Here is a 22,375-nt window from a genome sequence, read left to right as displayed (position 1 = left end):
ATCGGTCAGCAACTCAACGAGGAGCAACCATGGAAGCGGGATTGCCAATGTTCGAAGAAGAGACGCGTCGATTCCTGGCCGAAAGCGAGGCCGCCTCGGCCTACCGTCCCGTTAAAAAGCTGCACGCTGCGGTGACGATCGGCTCGCGCACGCGGCGCGGCGGCGAAGTGGTGACCGCGAGCACCGGCATCGAGGTGCTGGTCGGCGAGCGGCGCCTGCGCGTGGCCTGCGTTGGCGACCTGGTGCGCTATCCGGACGGCAGCGAGAGCACCATCACGACGGGCGCCGGCGTTGCCGTTTGCTACAGGGGAAGGCCGATCGCGGTGGTCGGCAGCGACCTGGCCAACGGCGACGTCATCACCGAAAGCCTGCAGGCGAGCTACCAGATCACGCGGCATGGCTCGGAACCGGTGATCGCGGGCGTGCTGTGAGGTTTGCTTGGCGTCGCGGGGCGCGCCCCCCCTTCACGTCATCCCCGCGAACGCGGGGACCTATGCTAAGCCTGCATCGACGAGCAATATGAACCGTCAGGCCCGCGGTCTGGACAGAACACTGCGCAACTGTTCACTCTGTTCGGATTTGCCAATCTAGTGCTCGCAGACAGGCAATTTAAGATCACTGAGTCCCGTTCTCCCTCAAAAACGGCCTGATTTGGCGTAAAAATCGAAAAAAACAACGCTCGGAAATTGGGCGGATCTGAGTCCGGCCTTAGCGCTAAAAACATCAATTGTTCAGCGCAATGCACCCAAGGCCTTATGTGCCTTAGTGGTGACCGGCAACCCTTTGTGCGTCTTTACAATAGGGCACCTCGAATAACCGGTGAATTTAGCGCTGCCGCAGGTCGATCGCATGAATCGCGCGCGGCAATGCGAAAACGGGTTCAATGCCGTTTCGAGTGGAAGTTGACAAGCTGTGCTTCGGCCCATCCTAGTTCGCGGCCACCTACAAGTCGCAACGGTCCCGGCGTTTTCGGGGCGATCAAGGGCGGGCGGAGCACGGCGCAGCGAACCCTTGAGGGCATCGAAAATGCCTTTACGCTCAAGGGCTTAGGGTGGGATGCGGGGTTGGCATCCAGCCCGCGAGCCCGTCCGGCGGCAAGGACTTCCCCGCCCTTGGGGGCGGGGCTAGGGGTGGGGAAATCCACTCAATTTGGCAGAATCACGCGGCTGACGCCGTGTCAAAATCCACTGAAAACGGCATAGAGCCCGAAAACGGCGCTGTTTCCGGCCCTATTTCCAGGCCGCAGCCTTCAAATTCGATTGTCCGCACGGACCATGGACGTCCGAACGCCTCGATCTTCGTCGCCGTCAAAACTAAGCGCTGCAAATTGTAGGCGGCGACCTTCCAGTCAGCTGCAGCGTTGCGCGCGGCAGACCGATCGAGCGCACGTCTTTGCCACTGAGCTGAACCAGCCCGGCGAACACGTACTCGACGCGGGCGCGGGTCTTGGCGATGGGGTGGTTGCGCCGCTCCTGTGCTTCCTATACCGGCTTGTCCTTCGTGCCCTTGCGCTGGATGTGCACGCGCCAGCCTTGCTTCGTAAGTCGAGCTTCGCGCTCACCATCGACATAGCCTTTGTCGGCCAAGATGTTGCGATTCGTGTTGTTCGGATCGAGCACGTCTTCAAAGTGGAGCGTGTCGTGCGCGCTGGCAGTGCTCACCTTGATTTTGCATACCAGCTTGTAACGCCTGTCGGCGTTGGCCGAAAACTTGTAGCCGAAATAGAATTTGCCGCGCTTCTTGGTTCAGCGCGCATCGGTGTCCTTCTTCCGGCGCTTCGCCGGTGTCTGAGTGATTGGCATAGGGCCTTCGCCGACCAGCGCCTTCTCCTCCTTGCTTAACGACTGCTTCGGCGCTTGGACGATGCTCGCGTCGATCATCTGTCCACCGCGCGCGATGTAGGCCATGCTTGGACAGCTGATTGTTGACCGTCTCGAAATGCTATTGCTGGCGCCGGCCTGGATCAGGCGGCCCTTGAATGTGCAGATGGTCGTGCGGTCCGGGATGGCTACTAGCGCGCAGGCCGACGAAGCGCTGAAAACTGAGGCGGTCCAGCAGCTGGAATTCCATCTATTCATCGCTCAGGTTGAACAACTGCTGGATTAAAAGGACGTGTACCATCAACTCGGTTGGGAACGGTGGACGGTCGCCGCGCTCGCGGCGGGGCGTGGCGCGGCACAGTCGACCTCCGCCGCGAGGGCGGCAAAGTCGACGTGCTGCTCCAACACGCGCAGCGCGTCGCCAAGCTTGTTCAACTTGGCTTCACCTTCTTGGTCGGCAAACAGACTCTCTTGATCTTGGAAAATTTACGTCAGATTCGAGGCACCGTCATCATGCCAGATTGGCATGGGTTTTTCGAGGAGCCAAAAAGCCGTGATGCTGTGCCCGGTTTCACAGGCAAAGAAGATGATTGAGCGCGAGACACAACAACAGGAAAGAGGTCGATAACATTCTAACTCAGGGGCAAAGTGGGCAAAGTGACAGATGCCGGACAGAACAGCAATATAAACGCTTGCCAAGCGATTGGACTAGTGTCAGTCTTCAGACTGCAGTATGATGAATCGCAATCGGTTAAAATTGGATTTTTTCTAAAAAGTCTCGATACGTAGGTTAGCACGCAAGAAATTACGCGAGTATTTTGCGCCCTACCCTTTAAAAATGTATAGCTCTACCAATTTTTTAAACTATAAAACCATCCTTCAATACAATGAACAAAGACCTGCAAGCGGCAATCAATAATGGTGAGTTGATCCTTTTTCTCGGAGCAGGAGCTTCAAGAGGATGCACAATTCGAGGCGGGAAAGGGGTTTTAGACGGCGCTATGCTCGCTGCACATTTGGCAAACCAAGCTGGCTACCCTTATGACAACGAACCTTTAGATGAGGTTTATGGTGCGGTACGGGGGAAACTGCAGTCACGACTAGATCCGATATTGGAATCACTTTTTTTACATACAGAGCCGTCCCAGGACTATCTTTATTTAGCTGAATTTGCTTGGCGCCGTATTTATACGCTAAATATTGACGACGCATTGGAGACTGCGCTAAGAAGAAATAGCAAACAAAAAATTAGCATAAAGATGTCATCTGATGCAATTGTGGATCAAGATAATTTTTTTGAACGGCTGCATCTTGTAAAACTAAACGGATCAATCGATCGATTGTCGGGCGGCATTATATTTTCTTCGTCGGAATATGCCAAATCTACAGCGAAAACGCTTCCATGGTACGAGCAATGCGCATCTGATTTTCTGCGGCTGCCCATCCTGTTTATCGGGACGAAGCTTAGCGAGCCATTGCTAAAATATCATATCGAACGATACAAAAATGTTACTGGAAAATCCCCAGGCAAGAGTTTTGTAATTACTCCTTCGGCGACGGATCTGCAAAAACAGGTACTTTTGGACTATAATATTGAGCATATTGCCGGCACCTTAACTCAATTCGTTCAATGGCTTAAGGAAACTTTTCCCTCTCCTCTGCAGCCAATACAATTGGCAATGGAAAGTATTCCTCAATTGGCAGAGTTATTAAAAGCGCCAGACGTGAAAAAATACGCGTCACTATTTGATCATGTTACCCCGGTAAAGAAAAGCACTTTAACGAATCGAGCTCGAAGCGCCAAGTATGCAATACGCGAATTTTATAAAGGATTTCGGCCGACATGGGATGACATTATTGAGGGTATTCCTGCCGAGCTTGATATTGTGTCGTTGTCCCTCAAAGCTATCGAACAAGGGTTTAAAGCCAATTCTATCTGGCCTCTAATTGGCCCGGCAGGCTCGGGAAAAACCACGTTGCTAATGCAGTTGTGTTATTCACTACAGGCGAATCCTGGCTATGCAGTTTTCTACATCAACCAGCCGATTGACTATTTAATAGATACACTTGAAGCAATTGAGCGAACATCTACCGCACAAAAAATATTTGTTGCGATTGATAATTTTGACTTTGTTTCAGATCAATTGCGGGATATTTTTGAATCGAATAGACTTCGTCGGACTATGTTACTTGGAACCGAACGAGAGAACATTTGGAAACGTAAGACTCGAACTAGAATTGGGGCTTACTGCAGCGTTCCAATTAAGGTTGATCAGTTCAGCTACCATGACGCTGAAAAAATACTTGGTAAATTAGAAAAATTCGGTTCTTGGACACGGCTCGGACAATTATCACCGGCTCAACGAGTTAAGGAGCTTGTCGACCGTGCTCAAAAACAACTGCTGATTGCCCTGCTGGAGGCGACGTTCGGATTGGGATATGGGCAAATTATCGCCAACGATTTTAAGACTCTGCAGACTGACGAAGAGAGACTCTGCTTGCTAATTGTAGGACTAATAACTGATCGAAAACAAGATGCACCGTCGGCGCTAATCGATAGGGCATTCAGTTCCATCGGAATTCTCAACGGCGACATAATTTTATCAAACAATTTGGCCGGCATGGTGGTGCAGCGGTCGGGCGCTCATTCAGTTCGCCATCCGGTCTATGTTCGTTACATTCTTGACCATTTGGTTGATCCTAGCTTCACATTTAAAGCACTCGGCGCACTGTTAGACGCGTTCTCTCAGTATGAGTCACCCGTAATAAAAAATGTAAACAAATTGGAAGGCACTATCTACAAAGGATTAATTAACCATGCCTTTCTGAAAGATGTCTTAAAAGGGCATCAAGAATTAGTTTTGGGTCTTTACAAATCGCTTGAGAAAAAATTTGAACTTGATGGTTTATTCTGGCTTCAATATGGACTTGCCTTACGTGATTTTCGTGAACATACGGAGGCATTAGAAAAATTATCTACGGCTAGGCAGGCTTACCCAATGGGACACACCCTGCATGCGTTAGCGCAGCAACTGCTAATTGTTGCGGAACAGTCCGATGACACACAAATGGCGTTGACATACGCAGACCAAGCACGAGAAATATTGGAGGACTTAGATAAGCTTATTGAAAGTGACGACACTTTCCCAATCGTCACTTTGGCAGAGGGGTACACTAGAGTTATTCGACGACATCGCGATGACATCGCAGCTCGAAAAATTGCGAATTCGTTTATACCAAGACTTAAAAGGAGAAGTGAAGAACTTGCTGGAGATGTGCGACTAAATAGAGCTTATACTAACTTATTTAAGTATGTCGCGACTGGGACTTGGACTGAGCCTGATATTGAATGGATGGACAATTGAGGAATTTTTTATATGGTTTCGAGGCGCCTCGAAAAACCAATCTGGCATGATGACGAGGCCCTGCTTGAGCTGCAGCAGCGACGCCGGCAGGTCGCCGTGGCATTCAGCGTTGTTGAGCACCAGGCGCTCGCTGTCACGTGCCGCTGCGACCAACTGGGCCGGCAAACTGCACTGGCTGCACGTTGCCGCGAGCGACAAACTTACCTGGTACGGGGGCCGCCACGAGCCGCTAGTGATGATGATCTCCGGCGTCAACGGCGCCGGCAAGACCACGACCATCGGCAAGCTCGCCAAGCACATGTAGGCGCACCACCAATCGGTGCTGCTGGCCGCCGGCGACACCTTTCGCGCCGCCGCGCGTGAGCAACTGATAGTCTGGGGCCAGCGCAACGGGCACAGGCGATGAGCGAATTCCTGCTCACTGCCAACAAACTCTGCCACGTGGCGCGCGAAAGGCAGCTCATGTTCAGCGACGACGTCCGCGCCTTCCGCACCGTCTACTATGGCATCGTGCGCGAAGGCGAGTCGCTCAACCCTAAAAACATCACCAAAAACGACCGCGCCAGCAGTCCACCACCGTGAACCTGTTGCGCCGCTTTCGCTTGCATGCCGAAGCCGTCCTGCGCTTCATCGATACCATTTGCGAACAACACGGCAGAAAACGCCGTGCGCATGCCAAAAATAAAATAGAAAATATCGAGCTGCTTCCGAACCCCGAGCATTTCTGCATCATCCGCTCGTGTCTCGACACTTTGCGTAAGCAGGGGCACAGCATGCTCGCTGTACTACTAAACGCGTTCCATTGCACTCCTATCCAGCCAACCGTATAGCGGCTGAATTGTTACGCGGTCTTATAGGTGAGATGACCACCTCAAGGCAAGGTGAGCGTGCGCGCGAAAGTTGAGCATCCGTTTCAAGTGGTGAAGAACCTCTTCCGTCATCGAAAGACCCGCTACCGCGGTTTGTCCAAGAACACTGCGCAACTGTTCAGCCGGTTCAAATTTGCGAATCTGGTGCTCGGCGGCAGGCAATTTAAGGTCACTGAATCCCGTATTACGTTATGAGGACGAAAATAGGGATAAAATCCTTCGATTTGCATCAAAAACGACCTGATTGGGCGCGAAAATCAAAAAGAATCATCGTTTAGAAATTGGCCGGTTTTGAGTCCGGCGTTAGCGCCAGAAACATCAATTGTTCAGCGCTTCCCTAGTGAATTTCAATAACTTTTCCATGGCTGTGATAAACATAGGTTTCTGGGCCTTCAATATATATATAAGATTTCCCCCCCCCCCATTCCGCACGTTTAAAGACAAGGCAGTGTTTGTCTTGCGGATTGTTCCCAAAATATTCAGATATATACGGTTTATCGCCAGTAAAGTCGATAATCAAAAAACGTTTTATACAATTGAGGTTGGGGCCTTCAAAAACCAAAAGTCTGCTCATGTTTATTGGTCCTTTTCTTCGTAACTTTGCCTCTGGTCCAAGATCAATTCCGCTATGGATAAGCATATTTCCTGGCATCAAATGTTGAGTATTGTTTTGCGCGTCTTCTTTGCCTTTTAAATTGATTAAATCAAAGCCGTTTAAGACAATTCTGTCAGCTAGTCCGCCGGAGCCTTCAGCGGCCGAAAATTTCACAATACCGAGCTTGGTTGAATATATCTGTTGAGAATTTTCTTGCTCTTGCGAAATTCCAGTTAGTATTGTTGTTTTAGATTCTTCCACCTGCTCTACGGACGATTGAACAAGCGTGCACGATGCAAGAAAATGCAGCAGAATTAAATTCGATATTTTCATATTATTTCTTGAGGATGAAGTTTAATTAGGCGGGTCGAATTGCTTCAGTAATTGCCAGCAGCGATCTAGCGGGCTCGGCTTTAGATTTGTCGCACATCTTTGCCGGCAAATCGATTTTCATATCAATGAAGCCAAACAGCCATTTTCGGTGGGCCTTTACGTACTCCCCGCCCTCGTTCGCTGCGCGTATTGCAGCCGCCTCATCGCCGATTTGCGTTATAAGCAAGTTTTTAGCAGTTGCTTCGCCCATCGTGTTATTGATAAACGATTTGCCGTCACCTAATCCCAAGTGATGAGTAAGGTATACAAGCTTGGCTTTGTCTCCATCATTTAGGTCGTCGATCCTAAATTCTTTATCCCTCAAGCCATCCAGATTCTGTGTTCCATAATCAACCGCTGCATGTATAGAATATTCCGCCTCGTAACGTAAATCCAGCAGCTTCTGTAGATTTTCGTCGTTGGATGTGGCGCGGCTTGTTAAGTGTTTCGCTATGAGCACTTGCGCCAATGTATGCTTTTTTGTTGCGGTAACAAAATTGCCATCAGTCAGTTTAAATTCAATCACTTGTTTTTCCACAGAATTTTTCTTCTGCTTTACTGCTATTTTTCGTATCGTCAACCAACCCTCCTTTTTTGCGCGGCTATTTACGAAAGATCCATCGATTACGGCTTGGGCAATCCAACTTCCGTCCAAAAACTGTGTCATTCCGCGTGCTGACGATGCGGGAGATGCAGAATTAACATCCCATTCGCCGTCGTTTCTTAGCAGTTTTTTCATCAAGACCTTGCCATCCTTTCCTAGAATAGGCAATTTTGTCTTTTTGTTTATTTTTGGTATGTATTCGATAACGGTTAGGGTCGCAGCTTCTGCATTCATAATCGCTGCAATCGCTTGGGGTGAGAAACCGCTTCGCTTACCAGCCGCAATAATAATATCGCGGTACTTGAAGTTCGTTCCCAACTTTAGGTTCTCTTGGTTCGGGCACTCCATCGCAATTTTGTGAACAGGGTTCCCGTTTGCACTGCGTGTTAGAGTTTCCGTCGCCACTGCTTGGGGCTCTGGCTTATCCGTTCTGGCGGTCTGGGCGGGCCCGTTGTGAACCTTCATTGTGGACTGCAATTTTATTTTTGGACTGATCAAACGCGCGAATGTCGCTTCGTTTTCGAGTTGGATCTCCGATATTTTCTTCCAATCTAAGTTCGTTTTTTCTACATGCACTTGCACCACAGTCTTTTCGTCGGAGGTAATATGGGGAATTTTTCCGTTAGCATCCGTTTTGTATTTTTCGACCTTGCCATCTAAATGTATGGCAACATTCATACCACTGATTGGCATGTTCGCCGCATCGAAAAATTCGAGTGCTAAGAGGCGCGAAAAGTCAATTTGGATCGGCTTATGCTTCAGATCAAAGGGAGTCATCGGAATCTCCTCAGCATCTGGGATCCGCAATTTCTGCCCTTTCCTAATGGAAATCGGGCTGTTGATGCAGTTTAACTTCACCAGCGCCCGTACGTTGACGCCAAATGCTACCGCGATTAGGGACAAGGTGTCTCCTTCTACAACCTCATACACTCTGCTCATTCCTCTGCCTCCCAGTTCATCCATTCCTCGCTTTCGACTGGCCGCGGTTCATCGCTGGTGGTGAGTTCTGTCACCCAGTCCCCTGATCCGACAAAAGTTGTGAATTCCTTGCGCTTTTTTTCGTCGCGCTGGCGTAGGCTCCTGCCGTCGGCTGCTGTTTTTCCATCTAAGATAGTTCCGTTTGTTACACTGTCTATCGCAATAACATCGACACCAGGCTCAGGCCTTCCAGTAATCGCCGAAATTGCAGCCCAACGAATACTGTACGGCTCCAGCGTCGGCGTCACAAGCTCGTGCGGTAGATCGTTGAGCTTTGCGTTCGTGGCGGCGCCACTGTCAAATAAATGCTGCCCACCCTTAACGGTAAGACTGCCGGGGCAAGCGAAAGTAATGTCACTGCTTTCTAGTGTGATCGACGATTGTCCCGCCTGCAGTACGATTTTATGGTTCGCATTGATCTCGATACTGTCATTCACCGAGCTCACAGTAATCGACTTATCCGCCAAAATCTCCAGTTGATCCGTATGCGCCTGCAGCGACACCGGCCCATTGCCAGCGATGGCCTGAATCCCGCCCGCATGCGTGAACACTCCGGCGGCGTTGGCCGCCACCGTCGAGACGGTATGCGCCGCTGTCATGTGCAGATCCGACTGCGTGGTCCAGTGCAGCTGCGCGCCTGCGAAGACCACGGTCGATGCCGGCGTGGCCCAGTTGACGCTCGATGGCGACTCCATTAGCACCAACGGCGTACCAAATTTTTCGACTGGCAGATCGGCGTCGAGTGTGCGCTCGCCGCCTGTGGCCTTGAGCGCGTCCTGCCCGCCCAAGGACTCGGGGTGCTTTCCCTTTTCCTTCGGGTCGATTTGCTCGATGAAGTCCGCCTGCGCCTTGGCGCCGTCCTTACTAAACAGTGCTTGTTGCTGCGCGGCCGCCCCGGTCAGCGCCTTGGTCAATGCCTGCGCCACCTTGAGCCCGCCGAGTGCTTCGGTCGCGTCCAACTGGGTCGATGTCACGCTGCTACCCAGTTCGGCGCGGGCCGAGGTCGACAGCAGTACGCCGTCACCGCCGCGCACCACGCCCCAGGCGTCGGTGCGCAACTCGAAGCCGCTGCCCCGATAGCTGCCGCGTTGGGCCGAGATGGGCGCCTGCTCTATCAGGTAACCCAGGTTCAGTTGGGTCGCGGCGCTGCTTGTCGCCAGCCGCGTGCGCAATTGATCGGGGGTGTCGTCAAGCTGCCATTGATTGAACCCGCCACCTTCAAAATTGTGGCTGTGAATACCCGACAAAACCCCCGCGTGATTGATGCCTGACTCGTATCCGGCCGCGAACGGCGGCGGGTCCGACCCAGTGTAAAGCTGCGCCACCACCACCGGCCGGTCCATATCGCATTCGATGAAATCGACCAGCACTTCGGTGCCGATGCGCGGCGTGAACTGCGATCCCCAGTTCGGTCCGGCGAGCGCTTCGGCCACGCGCACCCAGGTGCCCGATGCTTCATTGCCTGGCGCATTGCCGGTTTCGTCGGTGTTGTGGCACATGCCGCCAGCGTTGGCGCCTTGCCCGCGCTGCCATGCGAACTGGATTTTCACTTGATAGTCGCGCCCAGTGGTCGCGACGGTTTTGTCCAGCCCGACCACGAGTGCGGTCTGCGGCCCCATCGCGGTGCGCGCATGCGGCGCCGCCGTTTCGCGCGGCACCATGGCCACGCTTTTGCGAACGCACGCAAAGCTGTTACGGTAGGTCCCCGCCTCAAGGCCGTCAGTCACGCCAGACCCAATACGCGGCAGAAAATTATTACGCGCTTCGTGGCGCATCCACAGCACCGTGAATGCGCGATCACCAGCGCTGTAGCGCTCGTGCTGGGTCAGCTCAAATGCGTTTCCGGCGGCCATCCGGCGCAACGCGCCCGTACCCTCGAACACCTTGTTGTCGAACTCGAGCGACTGCAGCATCAGCAGGCTGTGCGGATCGGCCGCCCCGTCAAGGCTGGCGATGCGCTCTCCGCTGCCGTCGTAGACCGGCAGCGCCGGCAGTTCGCCCGCCGCGAGTCCGGACTGCTGCTGCGCCGCCGGGGCCAGCAATTTGGCCGGATCCCAACTGCTGATGCTGACCCCGTTGGCCTGCACCTGGCGCCGCGCGGCAAACCCGTCGATCGCGTCGTCGGTGTCGGTGGCCCGCACGCCATGGAAGCGGATGCTCGATCCGCCCGGCGTCGCGGGTGCGTCGGCCCTACTGTCGAAGATCACCAGCTTGTGCCGCGCATGGCCATCGCCCGCATCCGCGTCGTCGGCCTGGTCGTGTTCGAAGCGCCAGTTAAGCCCCTCCGACGCGAGCAGCCGCTTGAAAAAATCGAAATCGCTCTCGCGGTACTGCGTGCAGATTGCGTGCCGCTGCATGGCTTGCCTGATGTCGAAGTCAAAACGCAGCTGCGGATAATCGGCCAGCAGTTCGGTCACGATGTCCCGCGCGGTCTTGTCCTGGAAAATATAGCTGTCGCGCCGCAGCCGCAGCACGGCCAGCGCCGGCTCGAGCCGCAGGCGGTACCGCGCCACGCCGCCGTCGGCGCCCACCCAGGCGGCCCCGTTGCAGATGCCGTGCCACGCCCGCCGGCTGCCGTCGGCCTGGAGCAGGGCGATGGTCAGCTCCTCGCCGTTGAACAGCGACAGATCCAGGTTGGTCGACACACTGAGCGCGTCGAGTTCGAACGAGAACAGCTCGTTGACCGCCTCGCTTCCGGTGAACTGTTCGGCCATGAGCGATTCTGCCAGCCCCCGGTCCTGCGCGCTGGCGAGCGTGATGAGCCGCGCATGTTGGCTCAACCCTGTGCCGAAGATGCCCAAAGAGGCAATCGTTTCGAGGGCTTTCATTTAACACCGCATGAAAGTGAGGTTGGCCGGGGGCGGGACAGGATCGATGTGGTCGTTCATGATTCCGAGTGGAGTGAATTCCTGATGAATAAAAGGGAGGCGGCGCGTTTTTGAAACTGGGGACGTCAATGTTTCGCGCCGCGCATCCCACACGATCTGACAGCTTTTCGCAAAGCCGCCAAGTTCACCTTGAGAAATATCTCAAGCACATCAAATTTATGCTGCCGCCTCCCGATGGCGGGGCGTCGTTCAAGGCAGTGTGATCGTCAGCTTGGCCGCGCGCGGCGGCAGCTTGACGACGTCGTTGTATGCGCTCATGCACATCGCCGTGTTTTTTCCGAGCGAGGCGCGAAGCCCGATGTAGCCGAGCGCGCAAATGAGCGCGAACACCGACGACAGCACCCACAGCGGCAGGTCGCGGCGCAGTTTGTGCATGATCTGGTCGGGACGCTCCGCATGCGGCGCGAAGCCGCCGCGCTTGCCCTTCATGCTGGCGATTTCGTCGCCGAGGCGGGCCGTCAGATAGTTCAGTTTCTCCGAGCCTTCGATGATGTAGCGGCCCTGGAAGCCGAGCAGCAGGCACATATGGAACACTTCGAGCGCTTGCAGATGGGCGCTGCCGCGCGCGCGCAGCGCTTCGAGCCGGACAAAGAAATTCTCGCCCGCGAGCTGGTCGCCAAACAGCACCAGTTGCAGCGGTCGGCGCGCCCACGCCTCGCGGATCGAGAACGAGGAGCGCAGCATGATCTCGTCGACCGCCGCGCAGAATGCGTACTTGGCGCCGTCGATGTCGTCAGCCGAGGCGCCGTGCTTTTTGGCGCCGCGCCCGAACTCGTCGAGGAACTGGGTCATCTTGAGCGTGAAGTCGGTGTTGTCCAGCGGGCCGTTGCCGTTCTTGAGCATGAACAGGGCATAGAAGCCGTCGTACATCAGGTCGAGCAGCGTCTGCGGCGCCGCCCAGGCATGCCCTTGCGCCTGGGGGCCGCCGGCCAGGGAGGGGGCGGTCGTCGTAGTCATTCGGATGGCCCGCGCGGGTCAGGCCGTGACGGCGACGAGTTCGAGTCTGAGCTCGCGCATGCCGGACGGGCAGTAGATCGAAATCGACTGCGCCTGCAGCATCCGCTCGTACATCTGGCCCTTCGCTTCGATCTGGAAGTAGCAGGTGTCGGGGCGCACCGGCACCGCCGCCGGCACCTGCGGCGCGTGCGAGATGCGCACCCCCGGCATGGCCGAGAGGACGAATTTTTCGACGTCGTCGGGCGCGCCGATCTTGAAGCGCAGCGGCACCACATCGACCAGTTCGAGCGCCGGCATGTTGGCCGAGACGGCCAGGTAGAAGTTGGTCTTGTCGTCGATTTTTCCAGAATCGAGTTGCCCCAAATAATAGGAGGGCTTTATTTCGTTGAGTGCGATTGCGAAATACTTCGACGATATTACGGTGTCAAGCAGCTCGCGGATGATCAGGTGCAACTTTGTGAAGCCCGGTCCGGGGTCGGCGTGCAGATAGGGTGGCAAGTCGGTCAGGGTCCAGCTTTTGGAAAACGTCATCAGGCCGCCGGCGACGCCGAGCAACTGCTCGTAGAGCCGCTCCGGGTGCAACGTCGGATGGTGGAAATAGTGCGACAACGAAGCGTAGGCCGAGCTGGCCGTGTGCAACAGCCAGAACGAGGACATGTCGCCGGAGCGAAATTCGATCACGTTCTTGCTCGGCTCGCGGTGGTGGCCGTACAACGCGCTGACCTTGGCCTGCAGCGCTTCGATCAGGCGGCGCAGTTGCAAAAGCAGGATGGGGGCGCTGCGGACCGACAGGCTCGGCGGCACGAACCCGGGGTCCATCTCAAAGCCGCCGGTGGCCACGCGGCGCAGGCGCAGCAGCGGGAAGTGGGTGTACGAGTCGCGCGGCTCGGATTCGGAGACCAGCCGCACCGATTTCTTGAGGTAGCTGATCTGGGCCAGCGCGGCCTGGGTGAACAGGTCGGGCGTGTCGCGGTCCGATTGCACGAAACGGGCGGCGTTGCCGGTTTGCTCCGTCGGCGCGAAGTTACCGCCGAATTGCTTGAAGGCGGGCAGGGCGGCGTAGAACAGCACGGTTTGCTGTGATTGCATCAGCTGGCTCAGGTCGACGACTTCCGGCAGGGCGTCGACGCCGGGGGCGTCGACCAGCTCGCCGTCCTGGAAGCGCAGCGACAGTGCCTGCACGCGCAGCGTGTTGTTGCCCAGCGCATCGCGGTCGACCTGCAACTGGTCCACGCCCCAGGCGTAGGGATGGACCGCCTTCAGGCTCTCGTGCAGGCGATGCTCGTGATACTGGTCTTGCTGCTGGAAATGTTGTGGGCGCAGGAACAGGCCTTCGCCCCAGAGTACTTTGCTGATCATACCGGATGTTCCTTCGCCGTGGGAAAGTCGATGGGTACTATCGTAAATTAGCGGAACAATAACATTTCCATAAACAAAACGATGCGCAATGTGCCCATGTCGTGCGCTACGACAAAGTTTCTAAACAAAGTAACCGGATCCGGCAGGAATCTTTTTGGATTTCTGATAACGTTAAGTTTAAATAATTAATTCCATGGGCGCATCTTTAAACCGTCAGTTTCAGAGGCCCGCTTGACGCCAATCCAACGTCGTCCGCGCATGGTTTCCCTGGGGGGAAACAATCACAAGTTAGTCTTCGGCACGCTCGAACAGCTTCCATTCACGTCCATCCAAACAGAGGGGAACCAGATGTCCAAAGTTGAAAGTGTTCAAAAGCGCCTGCAGAAAGTGCGTCCGCCGCGCGTCCAGATGACGTACGACGTCGAGATCGGCGACGCGACCGAAAACAAGGAGTTGCCGTTCGTGATGGGTGTTGTCGGCGATTTCGGCGGCAATTCCGAATCCGGGCAAAAGCGCCTCAAGGACCGCGCCTTCGTCGGCATCGACAGCGACAACTTCGACGAGGTCATGAAGGGCGTCGCGCCGCGCGCCGCCTTCAAGGTCGCCAACACGCTCGGCGACGACAAGTCCAGCTTCTCGGTCGACCTCAAGTTCACCTCGCTCGGCGACTTCCGCCCCGAGTCGGTGGTCGAGCAAGTCGGGCCGCTGCGCAAGCTGCAAGAGGCGCGCACCAAGCTGGCCGACCTGCGCAACAAGCTGGCGGGCAACGACAAGCTCGAAGACCTCCTCAGCGACGTGCTCGGCAGCACCGAGAAACTGGCCACGCTCGGCCAGCAAGCCAACGCCACGAAAGACTAAACCATGTCCGCTCAACCGACCCCCGCAGGCGGCGCCGCCGCAGTCCACGACACCAGCTTGCTCGACCAGATCGTCGAGCAGAGCAAGGTCGCCAAGTCCGGCACCGAGCACGCGCGCGCCAAGGACCTGATCTCCGAACTGGTGAGCCAGGTCATGGAAGGCACCGTGCTCGTGTCCGACAACCTTGCCGCCACCATCGACGCCCGCGTGGCGGAACTGGACCGGATGATTTCGGCCCAGCTCTCGGCCGTGATGCACGCGCCCGAATTCCAGAAGTTGGAGAGCAGCTGGACCGGCCTGCACTACCTCGTCAAGAACACCGCGACGAGCGCCAATTTGAAGATCAAGATGCTCAACGCGACCAAGAAGGAACTGGTCAAGGACTTCCAGAGTGCGCTCGAATTCGACCAAAGCACGATGTTCAAGAAGATCTACGAGGAGGAGTTCGGCACCTTCGGCGGCGCCCCGTTCGGCGCGCTGCTGGGCGACTTCGAGATCACCCGCCAGCCCGAAGACATGTACTTCGTCGAGCAGATGTCGCACATCGCCGCCGCCGCCCACGCGCCGTTCATATCGGCCGCCTCGCCCGAGCTGTTCGGACTCGAAAGCTACAGCGACCTTGGCAAGCCGCGCGACCTGTCCAAGGTGTTCGACACGGTCGAATACGCGAAGTGGAAGTCGTTCCGCGAATCGGAAGACGCGCGCTACGTCGGCCTGACGCTGCCGCGCTTTCTCGGCCGCCTGCCGTTCAACCCGGCCGACGGCGCCACCACCGAGGGCTTCAATTTCGTCGAGGACGTCGACGGCACCGACCACCACAAATACCTGTGGTGTAACGCCGCCTACGCCTTCGGCACCAAGCTGACGGGCGCGTTCGAGGACTTTGGCTGGTGCGCCGCGATCCGAGGCGTCGAAGGCGGTGGTTTGGTCGAGGACCTGCCGACCCACACCTTCAAGACCGACGAGGGCGAGGTCGCGCTCAAGTGCCCGACCGAGATCGCGATCACCGACCGCCGCGAAAAGGAGCTGTCGGACCTCGGCTTCATCTCGCTGGTCCACTGCAAAAACACCGACTACGCCGCCTTCTTTGGCGCGCAGTCGGCGCAAAAGGCCAAGAAATACAACTCCGAGGCGGCCAACGCCAACGCGGTGCTGTCGGCCCAGTTGCAGTACATCTTTGCCGTCTCGCGCATCGCCCACTACATGAAGGCGATGATGCGCGACAAAATCGGCAGCTTCGCGGCCGCCTCGAGTGTCGAGGACTTCCTCAACCGCTGGCTGACCCAGTACGTTCTGCTCGACGACAACGCGAGCCAGGAGCAGAAGGCCCAGTTCCCGCTGCGCGAGGCCTCGGTGCAGGTGTCGGAGGTGCCGGGCCGGCCGGGCGTGTACCGCGCCGTGTCGTTCCTGCGGCCGCACTTCCAGCTCGACGAGCTCTCCGTTTCACTCCGGCTGGTCGCCGAGCTTCCCGCATCGACCAAGTCGTAACAACCACTACCCGATCGGATGGCCATGAACGGATTCACCCCCGGATTGTTCGACCGACTGTTGGATGTGCCGGTGCACGGCGCCTCCAGCGGGACGGTGAGCCGCTTGTCGATCGAGGACCTGAAGGACTCGGTCGCGCGCGATCTCGAGGCGCTGCTCAACACCCGCACCGTGATCCCGGAGGACCTGCTTTTGCACTTCCCGGAATGCGCCCGCTCGATCGTGACCTATGGCCTGAACGACTTTGCCGGGCTGTCGCTGTCGAGCACCGACGACCGCGCCTACATCTGCGCCTGCCTGCAAACCGCCATCGAGCGGCACGAGCCGCGGCTCAGAGAGGTAACAGCGTCGCTCGAACTGCGGGCCGACTCGATCAACCGTCTCAATTTTTCCATCACAGCGCTGCTGGTTGTGAACGCGGCGAGTGAGTCGGTCAACTTCGACGCGATCCTGCAGCCATCGAGCCTGCATTACACCATCAGCAAGGCGCGCCGCACGGCGTCCAAGGGAGCCTGAATTGGATGAGCTACTACCGTACTACGAACGGGAGCTGGGATTTTTGCGCCGCTATTCGCGCGAGTTCTCGGAACGCTACCCGAAGATCGCAGGCCGCCTGCTGATCGGCGGCGAGGTGTGCGAAGACCCGCACATCGGCCGCATGATCGAATCGTTCGCGCTGCTCAATTCGCGCATCGCAAAACGGCTCGACGACGACTTTCCCGAGTTCACCGAAGCCCTGTTCGACGTGCTCTACCCGCATTACCTGCGGCCGTTTCCATCGTGCTCGATCGCGCACATGGACTGTAGCGCCACGGCGACGCAACTGACCACCGCCAGCGTGGTCCCGCGCGGCACCGAGCTCACAACGAGTGAGGTGCGCGGCGCGGAGTGCATCTTCCGCACCGCCTATGACGTCACGGTGGCGCCGCTGGCGCTCACGCGCGCCTCGTTCTCGGCCATCATCGACCCGCCCGAGGCGATCATCACGCCGGTCGGCGCCACCTCGAGCGTGAGCCTGACCATCGGCAGCACCGCCCAGCAGGTCGCGGTCGGCAAGCTGGGCCTCGACAAGCTGCGGGTGTTCATCGATGGCGAGCCGTCGTTTTGCGCGGCGCTGCGCGACGCGCTGTTCATGCGCACCGTGTCGGCCTATGTGGAGGCGAACGGCAACGGACGCTGGATCACGCTGCCGGCCATACCGGTGAGCGTGGTAGGGTTCGAGGAGGACGAATCGCTGATCGATTTTTCGGCGCGCTCGCACACGGCATACCGCCTGCTGACCGAGTACTTCTGTTATCCCGAAAAATTCAATTTTTTCGACATCGACCTCAAGACGCTCGCCGCCGCGCTGCCGTCGGGATGCCGATCGATCACGCTGCACCTGGCGCTGTCGGGCATGCGCACCGACTCGAACGCCGCGCGCATGCTCGGCACGCTCTCGACCAACAATATGCGGCTCGGTTGTACGCCGGTGGTCAACCTGTTCAGCAAGCGCGGCGAGCCGATTCGCCTCACGCACGCGAGCGCCAGTTACCCGGTGCTGGGCGACGGCCGCCGCGCCTTCGCCTACGAGGTGCATTCGATCGACTCGGTCAAGCTGGTGCGGCAGACGCCCCAGGGCGAGTCGGTGATCGAATTCCGCCCCTTCTATTCACTGCACCACGGCCAGACGCCCGAAAAAAGCGGCCACTATTGGTTCATGCGGCGCGACGAGGCCATAGCCTCGCTCAGCCCGGGCTTTGAGACCGAGATATCGATCGTCGACATCGACTTCGATCCGGCCGAGGTCGAAACCGACACCTTGAGCATAGAGCTGACCTGCACCAACCGCGACCTGCCGACGCTGCTAAGTTATGGCCAGCGCGGGGGCGAACTGACCATCACGGGCGGCTCGGGCGTCAAAGCGATCACCTTTTTACGCAAACCCAGCGCCTCGCAGCGCTTCGAGCAAGGCCGCGGCGCGCACTGGCGCCTGATTTCGCACCTGTCGCTCAACCACCTGTCGCTGGCCGACGGTGGCCTCGACGCCTTCCGCGAAATGCTCACGTTATACGACCTGTCGCGCTCACCCTCGTCGCAACGCCAGATCGGTGGCATCAAGGCTGTCACCCACAAGGCGGCCAGCACTTGGCTCAAGGGGAATCCGTTCGCCTGCCTGGTGCGCGGCATAGAGGTGCGCATGGTGATCGAGGAAGAGGCATTTGTCGGCAGCGGCATCCACGCGTTTGCCCACATCATCGAACGCTTCCTTGGCCTGTATGTGCATGCCAACAGCTTCACCCAACTGGTGATGGTATCGAACAAAACCGGAGAAGAGCTATTGAAATGCATACCACGAAGCGGCGATTTGAGCCTGCTGTAATCGAACGGTTGTTCGAGGAGCCGTACCGCTTCGAATATTTTCAGGCGGTGCGCATGCTCGAACTCTGGCTCAAGCGCCATGGACCGCCGCACCAGAACACGGTCGCCAATTTTTTGCGCTTCCAGAATTCGACCTCGCTCGATTTTCCCGCCAGCGAGCTCCTGAAACTCGAGCCGGAGCCGCGCGGTCTGGCGCGTGACGCGCGCGCGCTGGGCGAGGCGCTGCAGGCGCAGACGCTCAAATACATCCGCATCACGCCCGCCTTCATGGGCCTGTTGGGCGGGAACGGCGCGCTGCCGGCGCACTACACCGAACGCATCGCCGCGCACGCCCTGTACGAAAAGGACGATGGCCCGCGCGCCTTCCTCGACACCTTCTCGAACCGCTCGCTGGCCTTGTTCTACGAGGCCTGGTGCAAATACAGGATCGAGCTTAAATACCAGGTGGATGGCAAGGACACCTTTTTGCCGTTGCTGCTGTCGCTCGCCGGCCTGGGTAACGATTCGTTGCGCAAGCGCCTGACCGACGACCTTGGCGGCGGCGTGCTCGATGAATCGGTCGGCTACTTTGCGGCCGCCATGCGGCACCGGCCCGCGTCGTCGGTGCAGATCGCGCGCGTGTTGTCGGAGTATTTCAATGAACCCTTCAAGGCGATCCAGTTCATCGGCTGCTGGTACGACGTGCCGGCCGACCAGCAGACGGCGCTGGGCGGCGCCAACGCCTCGCTCGGCGGCGGCGCAATGGCCGGCGCGCGGGTGTGGCAGCGCGACCTGCGCCTGCGGCTCGAGATCGGGCCGCTCGGTCGTGCCGGTTTCAGCACTTTTCTGCCCGGCGGGAAGGCGGCGCGCGCGCTCAAAAGCATGCTGACCATGTTCACCGGCGTCACGCTCGAGTACGAGGTGCAACTGGTGCTGCGCGCTGCCGAAGTGAGGGGCGCCGCGCTGGGCGAGGCGGGTGGCGGCGCGCGGCTGGGATGGGACGCATTTCTGCTAAGTGGCGAGCAGACCGAAGACCGCACCGACGTCCGTTATGACTTTCACACGTTGTAAATCAAAACAAACAACAACAAGGAGCACGTCCAAATGAGCATCAACCTGAAAACGCTGATCAGTAAATTGAACGACACCAGCCGCACCGCGGCGACGCGCGCGGCCAGCATCTGCGTCTCGCTCGGACAGTTCGAGGTCGATATCGAACATCTGTTCCTGGCGCTGCTCGAGCAGCCCAAAAGCGACTTTACGATCATGGCGCGCCAGAGCGGCATCAGCGTCAACATGCTCGAGGCCGATTTGCGTGCGGAGGTGGGGCGCCTCAAGGCGGGCAATTCCCGCACGCCGGTCTTTTCGGCGCGGCTGCCGCAGTTGTTCGAACATGCGTGGCTTATCGCCTCGCTCGACATTCAGTCCGGCCGCCAAGCCGAGATCCGCAGCGCGCATCTGCTGCAAGCCCTGCTGACGGACCCGGAACTGGCGCAACTGGCCTGCCGCGGCTCGAAGCTGTTCGATAAATTCGACGTGGAGCAGATCAAGCATAAGCTCGACAAACTTACCACCGGATCGCAGGAGGCGCCAGCGTTGCAAAGCGAGGCGGCTGCCGACGAGGGCAGCGACCCGGTCGGCGAGATGTCCGCGCGAGCGGGGTCCAAGACGCCGTCGCTGGACCAGTTCACGACCAACCTGACGCAGCGCGCGCGCGATGGCAAGCTCGACCCCGTGATCGGGCGCGACACCGAGATCCGCCAGGCGATCGACATCCTGATGCGGCGCCGCCAGAACAACCCGATCCTCACGGGCGAGGCCGGGGTGGGCAAGACCGCCGTGGTCGAAGGCCTTGCGCTGCGCATCGCGATCGACGATGTGCCCGATGTGCTCAAGGGAGTCGAGATCCACACGCTCGACATGGGCTTGCTGCAGGCCGGCGCCAGCGTGAAGGGCGAGTTCGAGAACCGCCTCAAGAACGTCATCGACGAAGTCAAAAAAAGCCCGCACGCGATCATCCTGTTCATCGACGAGGCGCACACGATGATAGGCGCGGGCGGCGCCGCCGGCCAGAACGATGCGGCCAATCTGCTCAAGCCCGCATTGGCGCGGGGCGAGCTGCGCACCATTGCCGCCACCACCTGGGGGGAGTACAAGAAGTACTTCGAGAAGGATGCCGCATTGGCGCGCCGCTTCCAGGTGATCAAGGTAGAAGAGCCGAGCGAGGAACTGGCGTGTGCGATGCTGCGCGGGATGGCGCCATTGATGGAAAAGCACTTTGGCGTGCGCGTCTACGACGAGGCGATCACCGAGGCGGTGCGGCTGTCGCACCGTTACATCATGGGCCGTCAGCTTCCGGATAAGGCCATCAGCGTGCTCGATACCGCCTGCGCCAAGGTGGCGCTGGGGCAAAATGCGACGCCGGCGTTGATTGAAAACCTGACGCGCAAGCTTGAACGCATCGACGTCGAGGCGTGCTCGCTCGCGCGCGAGCAAAGCGTCGGCGGTGCGCATGCGGCGCGGCTGAAGGAGCTGGGCGCCGATCGAAGCTCGGCGGCCGAGCAGCATGCCGCCTTGTCGGCGCGCTGGGAGCGCGAGAAGGTGCTGACCGAGAAGCTCATGACCAGCCGGCGCGCGCTGGAGGCGGGCGGGCAGCAGGACGCCAGCCAGGGCAAGGATATCCAGGCCCTGATGGTCGAACTACGCGCGCTGCAGGGCGAGACGCCGATGGTGCCGGTGCAGGTGGACGGGCACGTGGTCGCCGAGATCCTCGCCGGCTGGACCGGCATCCCGCTTGGGAAAATGGTCAAGGACGAGATCAAGACGGTGCTCAAGTTGAAGGATCTGCTTGAAGAACGCGTGTTGGGCCAGTCGTATGCGATCGAGGCGGTGGCGCAGCGCGTGCGCACCTCGCGTGCGAATTTGGACGACCCCAATAAGCCGAAGGGCGTGTTCCTGTTCGTCGGGCCGTCCGGCATAGGCAAGACCGAAACCGCGCTGGCGTTGGCCGACGTGCTGTACGGCGGTGAGCGCAAACTCATCACGATCAATATGAGCGAGTACCAGGAGGCGCACAGCGTTTCGGGCCTCAAGGGATCGCCGCCGGGATATGTCGGGTACGGCGAAGGCGGCGTGCTGACCGAGGCGGTGCGGCGCAATCCGTACAGCGTGGTGCTGCTCGACGAAGTCGAGAAGGGGCATCCGGATGTGATGGAGCTGTTTTTTCAGGTGTTCGACAAGGGCGTGATGGACGATGCCGAAGGGCGCGAGATCGACTTTAAGAACACCATCATCATCCTGACCTCTAACGTGGCGTCGAGCGCGATGATGCAGGCTTGCCTGAACAAGACCGGCGCCGACCTGCCGCAGCCGGCGGCCTTGGAGGAGATGATTCGGCCGCATTTGATGAAGCAGTTCAAGCCGGCGTTTCTGGGGCGGTTGAAGGTGATTCCGTACTATCCGATCGGGGACGACGTGCTGATCAAGATCATCGAACTGAAGCTGCGCAGGATCGAGCAGCGCATCGCCACCAACCACAAGGCCGAATTCAGCTACGACCAGGCGTTGGTGGAGGCGGTGCTGGCACGCTGCACCGAGGTCGACTCGGGCGCGCGCAATGTCGACCATATCTTGAATGGCACGCTGTTGCCGGAGATCGCGGAGTCGGTGCTGGCGAAGATGGCGGAAGGCCTGGCCATTTCCAAGATCAAGGTGACGGCGAACAAGCAGGGGCAGTTCAAGTATACGGTTAAGTAGCAAAAAGGGCCGCTTTTCTGCGGCCGCTCCGTTTGTCTCGCATCTAGCTCTTTTGCATGTTGGGCGGTTTGGTGTCCATGTCGACATATACCTGCTTTCCCGGTGACTGTTTAGCCCAACCTGTTG

The 22,375-nt window shown here is 58.0% G+C and carries 16 protein-coding genes and 3 pseudogenes; 13 read left to right on the top strand and 6 right to left on the bottom strand.

Annotated features, from left to right (window positions below; genetic code table 11):
• The first annotated feature begins 29 nt into the window (after positions 1-29).
• Positions 30-431 carry a PAAR domain-containing protein gene (locus C7C56_RS25510; RefSeq protein WP_229458997.1) on the top strand — a complete coding sequence of 134 codons (402 nt, stop codon included), beginning with the start codon at positions 30-32 and terminating at the stop codon, positions 429-431.
• Positions 432-1,314: 883 nt separating this feature from the next.
• Here C7C56_RS25510 and C7C56_RS25500 read toward each other — a convergent pair.
• A pseudogene (locus C7C56_RS25500) lies at positions 1,315-2,306 on the bottom strand (IS5 family transposase); the annotation flags it as partial.
• Between C7C56_RS25500 and C7C56_RS29150 the strand changes: the two are divergent.
• The 6 genes and pseudogenes from C7C56_RS29150 to C7C56_RS25480 all read left to right on the top strand — a co-directional run.
• On the top strand, positions 2,214-2,414 hold the full coding sequence (locus C7C56_RS29150; protein ID WP_181373352.1) for a hypothetical protein: 201 nt from the start codon (positions 2,214-2,216) through the stop codon (positions 2,412-2,414). The pseudogene C7C56_RS25500 and the gene C7C56_RS29150 sit on opposite strands and share 93 nt — an antisense overlap.
• 293 nt (positions 2,415-2,707) lie before the next feature.
• Positions 2,708-5,185, top strand: coding sequence for a P-loop NTPase (locus tag C7C56_RS25495; RefSeq protein WP_106760153.1), 2,478 nt, complete (start codon positions 2,708-2,710; stop codon positions 5,183-5,185).
• Between the two features lie 214 nt (positions 5,186-5,399).
• Positions 5,400-5,576 (top strand): annotated as a pseudogene (locus C7C56_RS25490) (zeta toxin family protein); the annotation flags it as partial.
• Between the two features lie 11 nt (positions 5,577-5,587).
• Entirely contained in the window at positions 5,588-5,767 is a 180-nt protein-coding gene (locus C7C56_RS25485) for a hypothetical protein (protein WP_106760152.1), read from the top strand.
• Positions 5,764-6,015 carry a hypothetical protein gene (locus C7C56_RS28425; RefSeq protein ID WP_146204642.1) on the top strand — a complete coding sequence of 84 codons (252 nt, stop codon included), beginning with the start codon at positions 5,764-5,766 and terminating at the stop codon, positions 6,013-6,015. The genes C7C56_RS25485 and C7C56_RS28425 overlap by 4 nt, the downstream gene beginning before the upstream one ends.
• 48 nt (positions 6,016-6,063) lie before the next feature.
• Positions 6,064-6,249: pseudogene (locus tag C7C56_RS25480) on the top strand (transposase); the annotation flags it as partial.
• Between the two features lie 142 nt (positions 6,250-6,391).
• Here the strand turns inward: C7C56_RS25480 and C7C56_RS28420 are convergent.
• The 5 genes from C7C56_RS28420 to tssK all read right to left on the bottom strand — a co-directional run bounded on the left by C7C56_RS28420 (position 6,392) and on the right by tssK (position 13,807).
• Positions 6,392-6,982, bottom strand: a complete 591-nt coding sequence (locus C7C56_RS28420) for a hypothetical protein (RefSeq protein WP_146204641.1) — start codon at positions 6,980-6,982, stop codon at positions 6,392-6,394.
• Between the two features lie 25 nt (positions 6,983-7,007).
• On the bottom strand, positions 7,008-8,528 hold the full coding sequence (locus C7C56_RS25475; RefSeq protein ID WP_181373351.1) for a LysM peptidoglycan-binding domain-containing protein: 1,521 nt from the start codon (positions 8,526-8,528) through the stop codon (positions 7,008-7,010).
• Positions 8,529-8,560: 32 nt separating this feature from the next.
• Positions 8,561-11,431 (bottom strand): type VI secretion system Vgr family protein, encoded by a 2,871-nt coding sequence (locus C7C56_RS25470; RefSeq protein ID WP_106760150.1) that lies wholly within the window; start codon positions 11,429-11,431, stop codon positions 8,561-8,563.
• Positions 11,432-11,680: 249 nt separating this feature from the next.
• Positions 11,681-12,448: a type IVB secretion system protein IcmH/DotU gene (icmH, locus tag C7C56_RS25465; protein WP_106760149.1), complete on the bottom strand. Its 768-nt coding sequence runs from the start codon at positions 12,446-12,448 to the stop codon at positions 11,681-11,683.
• Positions 12,449-12,466: 18 nt separating this feature from the next.
• Positions 12,467-13,807 (bottom strand): type VI secretion system baseplate subunit TssK, encoded by a 1,341-nt coding sequence (gene tssK / locus C7C56_RS25460; protein WP_106760148.1) that lies wholly within the window; start codon positions 13,805-13,807, stop codon positions 12,467-12,469.
• A 348-nt stretch (positions 13,808-14,155) separates the two neighbouring features.
• Here tssK and tssB point away from each other — a divergent pair, with 348 nt between their 5' ends.
• Genes tssB through tssH form a run of 6 tightly spaced genes read left to right on the top strand, consistent with a single transcriptional unit; the run spans position 14,156 to position 22,249 of the window.
• Positions 14,156-14,665: a type VI secretion system contractile sheath small subunit gene (tssB, locus tag C7C56_RS25455; protein ID WP_106760147.1), complete on the top strand. Its 510-nt coding sequence runs from the start codon at positions 14,156-14,158 to the stop codon at positions 14,663-14,665.
• 3 nt (positions 14,666-14,668) lie between these two features.
• On the top strand, positions 14,669-16,153 hold the full coding sequence (gene tssC / locus C7C56_RS25450) for a type VI secretion system contractile sheath large subunit (protein ID WP_106760146.1): 1,485 nt from the start codon (positions 14,669-14,671) through the stop codon (positions 16,151-16,153).
• Between the two features lie 24 nt (positions 16,154-16,177).
• Entirely contained in the window at positions 16,178-16,669 is a 492-nt protein-coding gene (tssE, locus tag C7C56_RS25445) for a type VI secretion system baseplate subunit TssE (protein ID WP_106760189.1), read from the top strand.
• Position 16,670: 1 nt separating this feature from the next.
• Positions 16,671-18,515: a type VI secretion system baseplate subunit TssF gene (tssF, locus tag C7C56_RS25440; protein WP_106760145.1), complete on the top strand. Its 1,845-nt coding sequence runs from the start codon at positions 16,671-16,673 to the stop codon at positions 18,513-18,515.
• On the top strand, positions 18,479-19,564 hold the full coding sequence (tssG, locus tag C7C56_RS25435; protein WP_106760144.1) for a type VI secretion system baseplate subunit TssG: 1,086 nt from the start codon (positions 18,479-18,481) through the stop codon (positions 19,562-19,564). Before tssF ends, tssG begins: the two co-directional genes overlap by 37 nt.
• Before the next feature lie 33 nt (positions 19,565-19,597).
• A complete protein-coding gene (tssH, locus tag C7C56_RS25430; protein ID WP_106760143.1) occupies positions 19,598-22,249 on the top strand; it encodes a type VI secretion system ATPase TssH in 2,652 nt (883 codons plus the stop codon).
• Positions 22,250-22,375 lie beyond the last annotated feature (126 nt).

It is taken from the genome of Massilia glaciei, assembly GCF_003011895.2.
GTDB classification, from domain to species: Bacteria; Pseudomonadota; Gammaproteobacteria; order Burkholderiales; family Burkholderiaceae_D; genus Telluria_A; species Telluria_A glaciei.
Note: the sequence above shows the minus strand (reverse complement) of the source record. Positions and strands in the feature narration are given on the sequence as shown.